At 71.3% G+C, this 15363-nt stretch carries 11 protein-coding genes and 1 pseudogene; 7 read left to right on the forward strand and 5 right to left on the reverse strand.

The genetic code is table 11. The features are described from left to right. Window positions 1–90: 90 nt before the first annotated feature. The 6 genes and pseudogenes from ureA (at window position 91) to cimA (ending at window position 7681) form a co-directional block, all read left to right on the forward strand. Window positions 91–792: an urease subunit gamma gene (gene ureA / locus OHB13_RS26990; protein ID WP_328378785.1), complete on the forward strand. Its 702-nt coding sequence runs from the start codon at window positions 91–93 to the stop codon at window positions 790–792. Beyond that, window positions 785–2449, forward strand: coding sequence for an urease subunit alpha (locus tag OHB13_RS26995; RefSeq protein ID WP_266852660.1), 1665 nt, complete (start codon window positions 785–787; stop codon window positions 2447–2449). The genes ureA and OHB13_RS26995 overlap by 8 nt, the downstream gene beginning before the upstream one ends. Before the next feature lie 96 nt (window positions 2450–2545). After that, on the forward strand, window positions 2546–3559 hold the full coding sequence (locus OHB13_RS27000) for an agmatine deiminase family protein (protein WP_328378786.1): 1014 nt from the start codon (window positions 2546–2548) through the stop codon (window positions 3557–3559). 76 nt (window positions 3560–3635) lie between these two features. Continuing rightward, a complete protein-coding gene (locus OHB13_RS27005; RefSeq protein WP_266852656.1) occupies window positions 3636–4247 on the forward strand; it encodes a TetR/AcrR family transcriptional regulator in 612 nt (203 codons plus the stop codon). Between the two features lie 97 nt (window positions 4248–4344). Beyond that, a pseudogene (locus tag OHB13_RS27010) lies at window positions 4345–5617 on the forward strand (MFS transporter); the annotation flags it as partial. 450 nt (window positions 5618–6067) lie between these two features. Next, window positions 6068–7681 (forward strand): citramalate synthase, encoded by a 1614-nt coding sequence (cimA, locus tag OHB13_RS27015; protein WP_328378787.1) that lies wholly within the window; start codon window positions 6068–6070, stop codon window positions 7679–7681. Window positions 7682–7747: 66 nt separating this feature from the next. Here cimA and OHB13_RS27020 read toward each other — a convergent pair whose 3' ends face one another. From OHB13_RS27020 to OHB13_RS27035, 4 genes are all read right to left on the reverse strand, one after another. Then, window positions 7748–8575 carry a pyridoxamine 5'-phosphate oxidase family protein gene (locus OHB13_RS27020; RefSeq protein ID WP_401601690.1) on the reverse strand — a complete coding sequence of 276 codons (828 nt, stop codon included), beginning with the start codon at window positions 8573–8575 and terminating at the stop codon, window positions 7748–7750. Further along, window positions 8572–9822, reverse strand: coding sequence for a globin domain-containing protein (locus OHB13_RS27025; RefSeq protein WP_328378788.1), 1251 nt, complete (start codon window positions 9820–9822; stop codon window positions 8572–8574). Before OHB13_RS27025 ends, OHB13_RS27020 begins: the two co-directional genes overlap by 4 nt. A 645-nt stretch (window positions 9823–10467) precedes the next feature. Further along, complete coding sequence (locus tag OHB13_RS27030; RefSeq protein WP_266852649.1) at window positions 10468–11655, reverse strand: adenosine deaminase; 1188 nt, start codon at window positions 11653–11655, stop codon at window positions 10468–10470. Window positions 11656–11798: 143 nt separating this feature from the next. After that, on the reverse strand, window positions 11799–12545 hold the full coding sequence (locus tag OHB13_RS27035; RefSeq protein WP_328378789.1) for a GntR family transcriptional regulator: 747 nt from the start codon (window positions 12543–12545) through the stop codon (window positions 11799–11801). A 414-nt stretch (window positions 12546–12959) separates the two neighbouring features. On the opposite strand from OHB13_RS27035, the gene OHB13_RS27040 reads away from it, so the two are divergent. Then, window positions 12960–14408: an MFS transporter gene (locus tag OHB13_RS27040; RefSeq protein WP_328378790.1), complete on the forward strand. Its 1449-nt coding sequence runs from the start codon at window positions 12960–12962 to the stop codon at window positions 14406–14408. A 150-nt stretch (window positions 14409–14558) separates the two neighbouring features. Here the strand turns inward: OHB13_RS27040 and OHB13_RS27045 are convergent, their stop codons facing one another. Then, a complete protein-coding gene (locus OHB13_RS27045; protein ID WP_328378791.1) occupies window positions 14559–15260 on the reverse strand; it encodes a hypothetical protein in 702 nt (233 codons plus the stop codon). Window positions 15261–15363 lie beyond the last annotated feature (103 nt).

Here is a 15363-nt window from a genome sequence, read left to right on the forward strand (position 1 = left end):
TCTGTTCTTTCTATAACCGTTGTTTGAAGTTAGAGTGACGTTCTAAACAATGATCAATGTTCACTGGACGATCGATGGAAGCGAGTGGGCGTGAGACTGACCCCGACAGAGCGCGACCGGCTGCTGCTGTTCGGCGCCGCGGAACTGGCGCGGGCGCGCCGGGCACGCGGGCTGCTGCTCAATGTCCCCGAGGCGACCGCGCTGATCGCCGACACCGTCTGTGAGGCGGCCCGTGACGGGCGGCGCCTCGCCGAGGCGATCGAGGCGGCGCGCGCGGTGCTCGGCCCCGGCGATGTGCTGCCCGGTGTCGCCGATGTCGTCGCCGAGGTGAACGTCGAGGCCGTCTTCGACGACGGATCGCGGCTCGCCGTGGTGACCGACCCCATCGGCGGCGGCTCGCTCGGCGATGACGCGCCCGGCGCCGTGCTGTCCGGTCCGGGCTACCAGGACCCCGTCCCCGAGGTGACGCTGACCGTGCGCAACACCGCGTCCGTGCCGGTCAGCGTCACCTCGCACTTCCACTTCTTCGAGGCCAACCCCCGGCTGGACTTCGACCGCGCCGCCGCCTACGGAATGCGGTTGTGCGTACCCGCGGGCTCGTCCGTGCGGTTCGGACCCGGCGAGAGCGCCGATGTGGAGCTGATCGCGATCGGCGGCGACCGGATCGCGATCGGGTTCGCGGGTCTCGTCGACGGGCCGCTGGACGCGGACGGCGCGAAGGAAGAGGCCCTGCGCCGCGCGGTGGCCTGCGGATATCTGGGAGCCGGACGACTGGAGCCGAACGATGAGTGAGTACGCAGCCGTGCACGGACCCCGCGCCGGAGACCGGGTCCGCCTCGGTGACTCCGGGCTGACCGTCCGTGTCGAGTCCGACGCCCAGCGGCCCGGCGACGAGTTCCTGGCCGGATTCGGCAAGACCGCCCGCGACGGACTGCACCTCAAGGCCGCCGCCGTACGCGACACCTGCGACGTCGTGATCAGCAATGTGCTGGTGATCGACGCGGTGCAGGGCATCCGCAAGGTGTCCATCGGTATCCGGGAGGGCCGGATCGCGGCGATCGGCCGGGCCGGCAACCCCGACACCCTCGACGGGGTCGACGTCGTCGTCGGCACCGGCACCTCGATCGTCTCGGGCGAGGGGCTGATCGCCACCGCCGGAGCCGTCGACGCGCACGTCCACCTGCTCTCACCGCGCATCATGGAGGCCTCGCTCGCCTCCGGCGTGACGACCATCATCGGCCAGGAGTTCGGCCCGGTCTGGGGTGTCGGGGTGAACTCGCCCTGGGCGCTGCGCCACGCGTTCAACGCCTTCGACGCCTGGCCGGTCAACATCGGCTTCCTGGCCCGCGGTTCGTCGTCCGACCGGGCCCCGCTGGTGGAGGCGCTCGCCGAGGGCGGCGCGTCCGGCTTCAAGGTGCACGAGGACATGGGCGCGCACACCCGCGCCCTGGACACCGCGCTGCGCGTCGCGGAGGAGTACGACGTCCAGGTCGCCCTGCACAGTGACGGCCTGAACGAGTGCCTGTCGGTCGAGGACACCCTGAGCGTTCTGGACGGCCGTACGATCCACGCGTTCCACATCGAGGGGTGCGGCGGCGGCCATGTGCCGAACGTGCTGAAGATGGCCGGGGTCCCCAACGTCATCGGCTCGTCCACCAACCCGACGCTCCCGTTCGGCCGGGACGCGGTCGCCGAGCACTACGGGATGATCGTCTCCGTACACGACCTGAAGACCGATCTCCCGGGCGACGCGGCCATGGCCCGCGACCGGATCAGGGCCGGGACGATGGGCGCCGAGGACGTCCTGCACGACCTGGGCGCGATCGGGATCACCTCGTCCGACGCGCAGGGCATGGGGCGCGCGGGCGAGACCGTGCGCCGGACCTTCGCGATGGCCGGGAAGATGAAGGCCGAGCGCGGCGCGGAGGGCGACGACGACAACGCCCGTGTCCTGCGGTACATGGCGAAGCTGACCATCAACCCGGCCATCGCACACGGTCTCGCCCACGAGATCGGCTCCATCGAGACCGGCAAGCTCGCGGACATCGTGCTGTGGCGGCCCGACTCCTTCGGCGCGAAGCCGCAGCTCGTCCTCAAGTCGGGCTTCCCGGCGTACGGCGTGACCGGCGACCCGAACGCCGCCACCGACACCTGCCAGCCCCTGATCCTCGGGCCGCAGTTCGGCTCCTACGGGGCGACGGCGGCGGACCTCGGCGTGGCCTTCGTGGCGCAGGCCGCCATAGACCTGGGCAGCGACCACATGCCGACCCGCCGCCGGCGCGTCGCCGTGCGGGGCACTCGGGGCATCGGTCCGGCCGACCTGCGTCTCAACTCCCGTACGGGACAGGTGGATGTGAACCAGCGCACGGGTCTCGTCACGCTCGACGGCGACCCGCTGGAGTCGGAGGCCGCGGAGTCGGTCTCGCTCAACCGTCTGTACTTCCTCTGATCCCCGCCTCCCCCTGATCCGCCGCTTTCTCCGAACCGCAGCTTGTCACCGCACAGCCTTCAATCCGCGTCAGACCGATCCCCCGGAGGACCCGCCATGTTCCGTATGCCGCCCGAGTGGGCCCCGCACGAGCGCACCTGGATGGCCTGGCCCGGCCCCAACCCCACCTTCGACGACGAGGTGGGCCTGGCGCAGGCGCGCGAGGCATGGGCTGCCGTGGCTCGGGCGGTCCGCCGCTTCGAGCCGGTGACCATGGTGACCGGCCCCGGCCAGTCCGCGGATGCCCGTGCGCTGCTCGGCCCGGACATCGAGCTGGTGGAGCGCGACCTGGACGACGCCTGGATGCGCGACATCGGCCCGACCTTCGTCACCGACGGCGACCGGCTGGCCGCGGTGGACTGGACGTTCAACGGCTGGGGCGCCCAGTCCTGGGCCCGCTGGGGGCACGACTCCAAGATCGGCGCGTACGTCTCCGACCTGGCCGGGGCGCAGACCCTCACCTCGGAGCTGGTCAACGAGGGCGGTGCGATCCACGTGGACGGCGAGGGCACGGTCCTGCTGACCGAGACCGTCCAGCTCGGCCCGGAGCGCAACCCCGACTGGACCCGCGCCCAGGTCGAGGCCGAGATCCACGCCCGGCTCGGCACCACGAAGGCGATCTGGCTGCCGCGCGGACTCAGCGGCGACTACGGCGAGTTCGGGACCCGGGGACATGTCGACATCGTGGCCGCGTTCGCGCGGCCCGGTGTGATCGTGGCCCACACCCAGCCCGACCCCGCCCACCCCGACCACGAGCTGTGCATGGGGATCGTGGCGCAGCTCCGTGCGGAGACCGACGCGAAGGGCCGCCCGCTGGAGGTGGTGGAGGTCCCGGCCCCGACCGTCCTGAAGGCCGACGAGGAGTGGGTCGACTACTCGTACATCAACCACTACCTCTGCAACGGCGGAGTGGTGCTCTGCTCGTTCGGTGATCCCCGGGACAAGGAGGCGGCCGCGGTCTTCCAGGAGCTCTTCCCGGACCGGACCGTCGTACAGGTCGACGCCCGGACGATCTTCGCCGGCGGCGGCGGCATCCACTGCATCACCCAGCAGCAGCCGCTGGTCGGCTAGGTCCGGGGCAGGAGGCTCAGCAGTGGACAAGGACGGGCCCGCGGCGGCCGCCGGCGCATCCCATATTCTGGGCGGCATGAACGAACCGGCGGCCCGCGCGCGCAAGAACGCCCCGCCTCGCGAGAGCCTGCTGGCCGCGGCCATGGCCAGCATCGCCACCGGCGGCCTGGAGAAGCTCACCATGGCGGGGCTCGGCCGCGAGGTCGGGATGAGCAGCGGGCACCTCCTGTACTACTTCCGCTCCAAGGACGAGCTCCTCCTCCAGACCCTCGAATGGAGCGAGGAGCTGCTCGGCATGGACCGCCGGGCGGCGCTCGCCCAGCAGGTACCGGTCCGCGTACGGCTCGACGCCTACATCGACCTGTACGTCCCCGCGGGCCCCCGTGATCCGCACTGGTCGCTCTGGCTCGAACTGTGGAACCGGGCGCACGGCGTCGACGACGACACCCGTGCCCGGCTGCTCGACATCGAGCTGTCCTGGCACCGCGATCTGGTCGCCCTGCTGGTCGAGGGGGCGTCGCGCGGTGAGCTGCGGGCGGTCGACTCCGAGCGGTTCGCGACCCGGATACGGGCGCTGCTCGACGGCTTCAGCACCCATGTCGCGATGGCACTCCCCGGTTCGGGAAGGCCCCAAGTCCTGGCCCACGTCAGCGACTTCATCGACGAGGCGCTCGCCCTGCGGATGTGAACGGGCCGTCCGGGGAACGCAACGCACACAAGTACGCGTGATCGTTGCGTGCTGCCCTCTTGTGGGCCGTCAGGCGCCTGCGCCACCGTGAATCCCCATGGGACGAGAGCAGTGGAAGAAAGTCTGGGTCGGTTCGGCCGGCAACATGGTCGAGTGGTTCGACTGGTTCGTGTACGCCACCTTCGCGGTGTACTTCGCCGACGCGTTCTTCCCGAAGGGGAACGAGACCGCGAACCTCATGAACACCATGGGGATCTTTGCCGTCGGGTTCTTCATGCGACCCGTCGGCGGCTGGCTGCTCGGCCGGATCGGTGACCGCAAGGGCCGCAAGGCCGCGCTGACCCTCACCGTCACCCTGATGTCGCTGTCGGCGATCCTCATCGCGGTCGCCCCCACCTACGGGGTCGCCGGGTACGGCGGGGTCGCCGTCCTGCTGGTCGCCCGGCTGCTCCAGGGGCTCTCCGTCGGCGGTGAGTACGCGGCCAGCGCCACCTACCTCACCGAGGCCTCCGCCCCCGGCCGGCGCGGATTCGCCTCCAGCTTCCAGTACGTGTCGATGACCGCGGGTCAACTCGTCGGCCTGGGGCTGCAGATCGTCCTCCAGCGCACCCTGTCCGAGGACGCGCTGCACAGCTGGGGCTGGCGCATCCCGTTCATCGTGGGTGCTGTCGGCGCGGCCGTCGTCTTCTATCTGCGGCGCTCGCTCCTGGAGACCGAGGTGTACGCGGAGTCCGGGGCGGCGGCGGACGAGAGCCGGGGCACGCTCAAGGCGCTCTGGGCGCACCGCCGGGAGGCGGTACTGGTCATGGCGCTCACGATGGGCGGCACCGTCGCGTACTACACGTACACGACCTACCTCACCAAGTTCCTCTCCTCCAGCGCGGGCATGCCGAAGCCGACCGCCTCGCTGGTCAGTTTCTGCGCGCTGTTCGTCTTCATGTGCATCCAGCCGCTGGCGGGCCTCCTCTCGGACCGGATCGGCCGCCGCCCGCTCCTGATCACCTTCGCGGTCGGCTCGACGTTCCTGACCGTGCCGATCATGACGATGCTCAAGCACGCGGGCACGTTCTGGCCGGCCTTCGGCCTGGCGCTGCTCGCGCTGCTCATCGTCACCGGCTACACGTCGATCAACGCGTGTGTGAAGGCGGAACTCTTCCCGACCGGGATCCGCGCGCTGGGGGTCGCCCTGCCGTACGCGGTGGCCAACGCGCTCTTCGGGGGGACCGCGGAGTATGTGGCGCTCTGGTTCAAGAAGGCCGGGGCCGAGTCGGGCTTCTACTGGTACGTGGCCGGGTGCGCGGCCGTTTCACTGGTGGTGTATCTCACGATGCGGGAGACCCGCGACATCGATCTGAACCGGACCACCGTCCCGGGCGCGGCCGGCCGTGCCCCGGAAAGCCTGGGGCGCGGCCGGCCGTGCCCCGGAAAGCCTGGGAAGGACAAGCCCTTCCGCCCTGTGAGCCCCGGCTGCGCCCGGCCGGTGCGCCCGGATCCGCGGGCGCGGTCCACGCCGCGCCCGCCCAGGAGCTTGACCGCATCGTGAGATTCCCTCTACGGGGAGTGGACGGTGTGGCAGACTGCCACCGTGTCCTCGTTCGCCATGATTATCGGCAGCAGGCGCGCCGGTCCGCAGTGACCGCACCCGTACCAACCCGTACGGCGCGGCCACCGTGCCCCAGACCCGCGCGCTAACCCTTCGCACCCGCGAAGGGTTTTTTCGTTTCCAGGCCCCACCTCGGCCGGGAACGAGGCGCAAGCGAAGATGGGGGCAAGTGGAGCCAGACATTCCGGATCCACCCACCCGACAGGAGTCGATCAGCATGACCACAGAGGCCAAGGCCAAGGGCACCGACGACAGTTTCCATGTCTTCGACACGACGCTGCGCGACGGCGCACAGCGCGAGGGCATCAACCTCACCGTCTCGGACAAGCTGACGATCGCCCGGCACCTCGACGACTTCGGCGTGGGTTTCATCGAGGGCGGCTGGCCCGGCGCCAACCCCCGCGACACGGAGTTCTTCGCCCGTGCGCGGCAGGAGATCGACTTCCGGCACGCCCAGTTGGTGGCCTTCGGCGCCACCCGCAGGCCCAACACCCCTGCCGCCGAAGACCCGCAGCTCAACGCGCTGCTGGAGTCCGGCGCCCCGGTGATCACCCTGGTGGCCAAGTCCCATGACCGCCATGTGGAGCTGGCGCTGCGCACCACGCTCGAAGAGAACCTGGCGATGGTGCGCGACTCGGTCTCGTACCTCCGCGCGAAGGGCCGCCGCGTCTTCCTCGACTGCGAGCACTTCTTCGACGGTTACAAGGTCAACCCGGAGTACGCCAAGTCCGTCGTACGCGCGGCATCCGAGGCCGGCGCCGATGTCGTCGTCCTCTGCGACACCAACGGCGGGATGCTGCCCGCCCAGATCCAGGCCGTCGTGGCCACGGTCATCGCGGACACCGGCGCGCGCCTGGGCATCCACGCCCAGGACGACACGGGCTGCGCCGTCGCGAACACCCTGGCCGCCGTCGACGCGGGCGCGACCCATGTGCAGTGCACGGCGAACGGCTACGGGGAGCGCGTCGGCAACGCCAACCTCTTCCCGGTCGTCGCCGCCCTGGAGCTGAAGTACGGCAAGACGGTCGTCCCCGAGGGCGCGCTGCCCGAGATGACCCGCATCTCGCACGCCATCGCCGAGGTCGTGAACCTCACGCCCTCCACCCACCAGCCGTACGTGGGTGTCTCCGCCTTTGCGCACAAGGCGGGGCTGCACGCCTCCGCGATCAAGGTCGACCCGGACCTCTACCAGCACATCGCCCCCGAGCAGGTCGGCAACACCATGCGGATGCTCGTCTCCGACATGGCGGGCCGCGCCTCGATCGAGCTCAAGGGCAAGGAACTCGGCATCGACCTGGGAGGCGACCGCGCGCTGGTCGCCCGCGTCGTCGAGCGCGTCAAGGAGCGCGAACTCCAGGGCTACACCTACGAGGCAGCCGACGCCTCCTTCGAACTGCTGCTCCGCGAGGAGGCGGAGGGCCGCGCCCGCCGCTACTTCCGGATCGAGTCCTGGCGCGCGATCGTGGAGAACCGCCCCGACGGCACGCACGCCAACGAGGCGACGGTGAAGCTGTGGGCCAAGAGCGAGCGCATCGTCGCGACGGCCGAGGGCAACGGCCCCGTCAACGCGCTCGACCGGGCGCTGCGGGTGGGCCTGGAGCGCATCTACCCGCAGCTCGCGAAGCTGGAGCTGACGGACTACAAGGTCCGCATCCTGGAGGGCAGGCACGGCACGGACTCGACCACCCGCGTGCTGATCACCACCAGCGACGGCGCGGCGGAGTGGTCGACGGTGGGCGTCGCGGAGAACGTGATCGCCGCGTCCTGGCAGGCGCTGGAGGACGCGTACACGTACGGGCTGCTGCGGGCCGGGGTGGAACCGGCGGAGTAGGAACCGGCGGAGCAAGCAGGAATCCCCGCCGGCCGGGCCCGCCGACCGGCCCGGTCGGTCGGCCGGTCAGCGCAGAAGATTCAGCAGACGCTCTCGCCGCGTCCGTGGCGGTGCCTCGGAGGAGTTCCCGCCCCGGGCGGCGGCGTGATGGGCGGGGGCCGCAGGAGGCGCGGGAGGCGCCGGGTAGGCCGCAGAGCCGGGCACGGGCGTCGGGTACGGAGCCGGGTCCGCGGGTCCCGGGTAGGACGGAGCCGGGTCTGCCGGCCCCGGGTAGGACGCAGCCGCCGGGTACGGCGCAGGCCGGCGTTCCCCGGTGAAGTACTCGGAGTCCCTGGGCCGTTCATCCGGCGATACGCGGGGCCGCTTCCCGGGCTCCAGGTGGGGTATGTGCTTGGAGCAGTGGATGTACGCCTCTTCGACCGACAGATGTATCCACATCTGCGGCTGCCTGCCGGGCGCCGTGTCGGCGGGCAGATGGGGATACAGGGCGTAGTGGTCGTGCGCCGAGTACACCTGCGCCCGCCCGTTCACATGGAGTCCGATGTGATGCTCGGTGAAGTCGATGAAGAGCATGCCGAGATGCGGGTTCTCGGTGATGTTGCCCGCGCTGGCCACCACCCCGTTGCCCCGGTACTCGGGGTAGGCGAGGGTGTAGTCGTCGAGCGTGACGACGAACCCGGGCGGCCCCGCCCGGAAACTCGCGTCGCACTCGCCGTGCGCGTCCGCCGTTGACAGGAACACCATGTACTGCCGTGCGATGAAGTCACGCATGGCAGGCGTGAGACAGGGCCGCATCTGCCTGTCGTAGAAGTCGGCGGCACGGTCCGCCGTCCCCATCGCGTCCTGCAGCATCCGCTCCCCGGGGGAGCCGAACGTCCCGTCATAGGTGGTCACAGCTGATCGTCTTCCTCCTGGGCGAGGGCCCGGCGCATTGACGAGGCGAGTGCGGGTGCACCCCATGGGTCGTAGTGCAGCTTCCTCGGTGAGAGACCGCGGCGGAGCAGGACGTCGGCGGCCGCGGAGATCATCTGCTGGGGGCCGCTGAGGTATGCCTCGTGCCGGTCCCAGGGGCCGAACTCGGCCAGCACCTGGGGGAGGGAGCCGGTGCGTCCCACGATGTTCTGCTCGGAGACCGCCGCGCGGACGGTGAGCCAGGGGTGGCGCTGGGACATACGGAGCATGTCGTCCAGGCCGTACAGTTCCTCGGCCGTTCTGGCGCCGACGAACAGATCCACACTGCGCCGGTGCGAGATGCCCTGCCGTGCCACCTCTTCGATCAGGGCCCGGATGGGAGCGAGCCCGGTGCCGCCCGCCACACAGAGCAGATCGTCGCGGGAGGCCGGGTCGATGGCCATGTCCCCCTGGGGCGGGCCGATTCGCAGCCAGTCGCCGACCGCTGTGTGGTCGACCAGGGCCTGGCTGACCCGGCCGCCCCGGACCGCGCGGATGTGGAAGGTCAGGGCCGAGTCCGCGCGCGGTGCGTGCGCCGGCGAGTAGTGGCGCCACTCCCTGGGCCACCACGGCGACTCCAGGCTCAGGTACTGGCCCGCGGTGTAGGGGTACGGCTGGTCGGGCTGCACGGTGATTTCCGCGATGCCGCTCTGGTGGCGTACGTGTCCGATCACCTGGGCGTTCCAGGCCGCGGGGGAGTGCTGGGCGTCCTGCTCGGCGGCCCGCATCATGGTGTCCGCGACCGCCCCGTACGCCCGTTCCCAGGCGCCGGCGATCTCCGGGGTCCAGGCCGGGCCCGCGAACCGGGACAGGGTTTCGAGCAGGCACTCGCCGACCGCCGGGTAATGGGCGTTCTGCGTACCGAACTTGCGGTGGTCCCGGCCCAGATGGGAACAGAAGCGGGTCAGGCTCTCGGGGTCGTCGACGAGTTCGACGATCCGCAGGAGCGCCCGGAGCAACCGGTCACGCTGCACATCCATGTTGGCGGGGAAGAGCTCGCGAACCGCCGGATACCGGGCGAAGAGGATGGCGTAGAAGTAGACCGCGACCTCTTCGACCTGCGGTTCGACCACCGCGAGGCTGGCCCGTATGAGCGCCGCGTCCTGTTCGCCGCTGGACGCCGCCCCCGGTGGCGGCGGCATGGCCGCGTGCACCGCGCCGAGCGGGGGAGGTGGCTCGGGAGCGCGCACACCGGGCGCCATGGGCCCGGGAGGAGTGGTAGGGCCTCGGCGGAACCACCTGCCGCCGCCGCTGTGCGGCGCTTCCCTCACCGTGCGCCGGCGGTCGGGCGCGACGCGGACGGGCCTTCGGCCTCGGCGCGTATTCCGGTCGGACCAGGTCTGTCCCTCATGTGCTTCCGTACTCCTCGGCTCCGTGGATCCTGCGGGCCTGCCGGCCGCAGGGCGGATCCGGGCAGCGACAGGTGCAGTTCCTTTGCGGCAGCCATTACAGCGAGGGCTTGATCCCTGCGCAAGCCGCGCACGACGGAGGCCCGTCCACATGCTGGACACAGGTCGTTCGCAGGCTGTCCGCAGATCGTCCGCAGGCCGTCTGCCGCAAGGGGGAGCCGCTCGTCCGCAGGTACGGACATCACGAGTGTGGACAGTTTCACAGCGGTGGAGCGCGCGTTCCGGCCGATGCGGATATCGAAGCTCTGTGTGAGCGGCGCGGTGCCGTGGGTGGTGAACGGGGCAGGGCCGACTGCGCGGTGACCGCGTCCTCGGTGGCCGGCGCCAACGGGCCGCGTTCCCGGGGCCGGTACACATCTGCGAAGCCCCCGGGCCGGCCCGGGGGCCGGCGGAGAGCGGCGGCAGGCGCCCTCCGCCGGTGACGTGTTACGCGGTGACGCCGGCCGTCGCCGGCCGGGCGGCCGGAAGGTGGCTGAGGCTCCGGTTGCGCAGCTGGGCGTAGCCGGGGCGGATGGTCTGGTCGATCAGGGCGAGGCGTTCGTCGAAGGGGATGAAGGCGGACTTCATCGCGTTCACGGTGAACCACTCCATCTCGTCCAGGCCGTAACCGAAGGTGTCGGACAGGTGCAGGAACTCCCGCGTCATCGTGGTGCCGCTGACGAGCCGGTTGTCGGTGTTGACGCAGACGCGGAACTTCAGCCGGCGCAGCAGGTCGATGGGGTGCCCGGCGTACGAGGAGGCCGCGCCCGTCTGGAGGTTGGAGGTCGGGCAGACCTCCAGCGCGATGCGGTGGTCCCGTACGTAGGTGGCGAGCCGGCCGAGCGTGACCGAGCCGTCGTCGGCGACGGTGATGTCATCGGTGATCCGGACTCCGTGCCCGATCCGGTGGGCTCCGCAGCGCTGTACCGCCTCCTGGATGGAGGGCAGCCCGACGACCTCTCCGGCGTGGATCGTGATGTGCGCGCCTGCGGCCCTGAGGTGGTCGAAGGCGTCGACGTGCCGCTCCGGCGGGTTGCCGATCTCGGCCCCGGCGATGTCGAAGCCGACGACGCCGGAGTCGCGGTAGGCGAGGGCCAGTTCGGCGATCTCCCGGGAGCGCTCGGCGTGCCGCATGGCGGTCAGCAGGGTGCCGACGCGGATGGGGCGGCCGTTCGCCGCTGCCCGGCGCTCGCCCTCGCGGAAGCCGTCGTTGACCGCCTCGATGACCTGCTCCAGGCTCAGCCCGCCTTCGAGGTGCTGCTCGGGCGCGTAGCGGCTCTCGGCGTACACGACGCCGTCGGCTGCCAGGTCCTCCGCGGCCTCGGCGGCGACGCGGTACAGCGCCTCGCGGGTCTGCATCACGGCGCAGGTGTGCGCGAACGTCTCCAGATACCGCTCCAGGGAGCCGGAGTCGGCGGCGTCGCGGAACCATCCGCCGAGCTTCGCGGCGTCGGTGGTCGGCAGTCCCGCGTACTGCGCGTCACGGGCGAGTTCGACGACCGTGGCCGGGCGCAGGCCGCCGTCCAGGTGGTCGTGCAGGAGGACCTTCGGCGCCTGCCGTATCTGCTCCTGGCCGAGGCTGCCGGTGCTGACGGTGTGCGCCGCGCTGGGGAATGTGTTGTCTGACAAGTGCATGGGAGGCGAGTGTAGACCCGACGGGCCGGAACACGAACGCGGGTCGCCCCGGGGGCGTGCGCCCCTGCGCCCCCGACATGGGCGGTACGGGGTGCGCGGTCGGGCGGTACGGGGCCGTTCGGCGGCCGGGACGGGTTCCGCGGTCAGCGCGACTGCCAGACGGGCAGCGCCGGCGCCCCCGTGGGCAGCATGTACTTGGCCGCGATGACGGGGGTCCGCCCGGCGTGGATCACCTGCGTCACCAGGACGGCCGGGGTGTCCGACGGCCGGTCGAACTGCGCGCCGCGGCGGCTGCCGAGCATCGTGGCGACCATGGTGGACGACCCCTTCAGCGCCATGCCCCGCCCCGTATCCAGCAGCAGCCGGAGCATGGTCGACGGTGCGCCGGGCGCGGTGTCGAGCGCCTGCGCCGGGGTGAGGCCGAGACCCGTGAGGGTCTCGTCGGTGGCCGCCCACTCGTGGGCGAGGCAGGACGGCAGGGAGTTGACCTCGATCATGCTCTCCCAGAACCGGACCTCGCCGTGGGCGGGCAGCAGCAGATGCTGCGCGGAGAAGTCGGTCGGCTCCTCCAGGGTCTGCGCCAGCCGTACGGTACGGACCGCCGCACCCGCGCCGAGCAGCTCCTCCATGGGTTTGAGGGTCTCGAAGCCGCGCTGTGGCGGGTGGTGGTTCACGGTGCGGCCCACTCCGCGCCGCACCGTGATGACCCCGTCCTCCTGGAGCAGGATCAACGCCTCGCGCAGCGCGGGCCTGCTGACGCCCAGGTCGGCGGCGAGCCGGGGCTCGGTCGGCAGCTGCGATCCGGGCGGATAGATGCCCTGATGGACCGCTTCCACGATCCGCTCGTACAGGACGACGACCGGGCGCCGCTGCTGTTGTCTGTCAGCCATAGCCATCTCCTGGGGTGTGATCGGGCTGTCCCGGCTGCCGCCGCCCGGCCGCTCAGCCTACGCAGTGCGGGCACAGCCTGCGGTGTTGATGCCCGACCGGGCGGACCGGTCGGGCATCGCTGGGGCGCGGGTAACCCTTGACAGCTGTTCGAGTGCGGGGGTAGACCAGACCTTCATCACGCCTTGTCTGACAAGTGATCGGACAGGGCGTGGAAAGCGTTCCGGGCGCGGCGGTGCCGCTGCCCCGGGAGCGTCGGCTGCCGCACCTCCGCACACATCGGCGGAACCGGCCGGCAGCGGCGGACGGACGGGCCGGCCCACCACCCACCGCCCCGTCTCCGCCCTCGCCGTGCGCCGACGCCCCCTCGGGCCGCTCCGTACTCCCTGCCCCGCCCTCCCCTCCTAGGAGCCGCCATGTCGTCGTGTGCCGACCGCCCGGAGACACCACGGTCCGACAGCCGTCCCGGAATGCTGCTGGCGCTGGCCCTGGCCGTGCTCGGCTACCAGCTCAACGCCACCATGCTCAGCCCGGCCCTCCCCGACGTCATGCACCGGCTGCACACCACCAGCGGCCTCGTCGGACTCTCGCAGACCCTGTTCTTCCTGTTCGCGGCGATCGGGCAGGTCACCCTGGCCCGGCTCAGCGACTACCGCGGCCGCAAACCGATGATGCTGCTGGGCTGCTTCCTGGTCATCGCGGGCGATATCGCCTGCGCGGCGGCCCCCGACATCGGGGTGTTCCTCGTGGGGCGTGTCCTCCAGGGCTTCTCCGCCGCCCTGTTCACCCTGGCGTTCCTGACCCTGGACGACACCCTCTCGGCCAAGGGCTTCGGCCGGGCCGCGGGCATCATCACCGCCGTCAACGGTGGTTTCGCGGGGGTGGACGCCGTCTTCGGTGGCCGGCTGGCGGACACCGTCGGCTTCCGCGGCATCTTCCTGGCCGGTCTCGTGGTGTCGGTGGCCGGCACCCTCGCCGTGTACCGGACCGTCCCCGCCACGCCGCCGACCGCGAAGGGCCGCATGGACTGGCGCGGCACGTCCCTGCTCGCCATCGGCCTGACGGGCGTACTGATCGGCCTGGCGCAGGGCGAGTCGTGGGGCTGGCTCTCGGTGCCCACCGCGATCTGTGTGCTGGGCGGCCTCGCCTCTCTGGTCGCGTTCGCCCTGGCCGGCCGGGGCGCCCGGGACACCGTCATCGACACGAAGCTCCTCGTCTCGCGCCGCGCCTGGCCGCTGCTGGCCACGACCGTACTGACCCTGGCCGGTGCCTTCGGGGCGCTCACGCTCACCGTGCCGCTGTTCACCCAGGACCCGCAGGCCGGTTACGGCATGAGCGCGACCCACTCGGCGCTGCTGTTCGCGACACCCGCCCAGGCCATCGGGGTGATCGGCGCTCCCCTCGCGGGCATACTCGGCCCGCGGATCGGCTGGCGCCGCAGCGTGGTACTCGGCTCCGCGGGCTCGCTGATCGCGTTCGTCGTCGCGGTGCCGTTCATGACCCATCAGTGGATCTTCGCCGCCGCGCTCGCGGTGCTCGGGATCACGTACAACGGCCTGAGCATCACCGCGCTCAACGGCCTGGCCGTCCTCTCGTCCCCCGACGACCAGAAGGGCGCGCTGCCCGGTCTGAACGGCGCCTGTTTCGGCATCGGCGCCTCACTCGGGACGGCGCTCGCCTCCGCGCTGATCACGGTCGCGGCGAGCGGCGGCGCGCACGGCGCGGACCGCTACGGGCCCGCCCTGTGGGCCTCGTGCGGACTGCTTGCCGTGGCCATGGTGACGACGGTGGCGATCAAGGCCGTACCGAAGGGCGCGGCGCAGCCGGACGGCGGCCGGGTGGCGGTGCCCGCCATGCACGGCTGAACGCGGCGCCGCGAGCCGCGCGTTGCCGGACGGCCGCTGACGACAATGGGCCGCTGACAACACCGGGCCGCTGGCAACACCGCGGCCGCTGACGACAACGGGGCGGTGGAACTGCCGGAGCAGCTCCACCGCCCCAGTGGGCATGGCGGGTTACGCGTGGGCGCTGAGCACGCCCGAGGCGCTGAGCACCATGTAGATGCCGTTGGCGTCGAGGCCCTCGTCGTGCTCGTTGGCGTCCAGGGTGGCGGCCACCCCGTCATGGCCGATGATCTGGGCGCGGTAGTGGCCTTCGCCGGGCTCCGTGACCTTGACCTTCCAGTCGCCCGCGACGGTGAACGTGCCCGGACCCTGGTGTCCGCCGCCCATCCAGGAGTGGAGCGAGCCGTCGATCCCGAGCACGATGAACATGTCGTTGAAGTCGAGCCCGGCGTCGGTGTTGTGCGTCACCATCGAGCCCAGAACCGAACCGTGGCTGACGATGTCGGCGCGGTACTTCTGGGCACCCACCTGGTAGATCTTGGCCGTGCTGCCGTCCGGCAGGCGCTGGCTGTGGTCCAGGGACGGCCCCGCCTCGGCCGTCGTCCCGCTCTTGTCCGCGATGCTCTGGTCGCCGCCGCCCTGGGAGCCGCCGGCCTTGGAAGCGCCGGCCTTCGAGCCGTCGGTCTTGGAGTCGCCCGCAGCACCGGCGTTCCCGGTGGAGTGGGACGCGGAGGTGGCGGCCGAGTCCTTCGTGCCCTGGCCCGCGGCGTTGCTGTCCCCACTCCCGCAGGCGGTCAGCGAGAACGCCGCAGCGGCGGCGACGGCCACCAGGCCGGCGGAACGGACGGTACGGCGTGCACGGCGACTGGTCATCATGGCGCTCCCCCAAGGGTTGTGGTCAGGATCCGGCGTCTGCACCCGCTTCCGCGGGGTGGCCTGCCAGCTCTTCTGTTCGCTACACCTTGTGAGATGGACC

It is taken from the genome of Streptomyces sp. NBC_00440 (genome assembly GCF_036014215.1).
Lineage (GTDB): Bacteria > Actinomycetota > Actinomycetes > Streptomycetales > Streptomycetaceae > Streptomyces.